General features: G+C 59.7%; 1 pseudogene. It reads right to left on the reverse strand.

Annotated elements, in window-relative coordinates:
• Nucleotides 1-521, reverse strand: a pseudogene (locus ACR0DO_RS19625) (putative 2-aminoethylphosphonate ABC transporter permease subunit); the annotation flags it as partial.

The following is a 521-nucleotide window of genomic DNA, read 5'->3' on the forward strand; positions in this document are numbered from 1 at the left end:
CCAGCCGGAACACACCCTTGAAGCGCATGCAGCTGCGGTTCAGCGCATAGGCGAACCAGAAGGCCAGCGTGACGGTGATGATGGTGCTGACGACCGCAATCCACAGCGAGTTCTTGATCGAGTTGAACAGCGCCGGGGTCGAGAAATAGCTGATGAAGTTGTCAACACCGGTCGATTGGACAGGCCGCAACTGCACCCGGCGGAAGGTGTTGGAATCCAGCTCGACCCAGTCCGTGCCTTTTTGCAGGTTCGATCCGATCAGGAACCGGCCATCGGGCACGGTGTTGCGGATCTGATACATCACCGGGCTGCGGAAACTGAAGTCGGGGAAGAACGGTGTCACCGACAACCGCCCGTCTGCCCCGGTCGAAAGCTCCTGATCGGTATAGGCGCCGGTTTCAGCGTTCAGCTGAGCGCCGTTCAGGATGGCTCCGCTGAACACGCCGTTGTCGTCGCTGACCTGGAATTCGTATTGCGACAGCTCCATCCGGTAGGTCGAGAACGACTTGGACAGCATCGCC

This window comes from Ruegeria sp. AM9 (assembly GCF_056540565.1).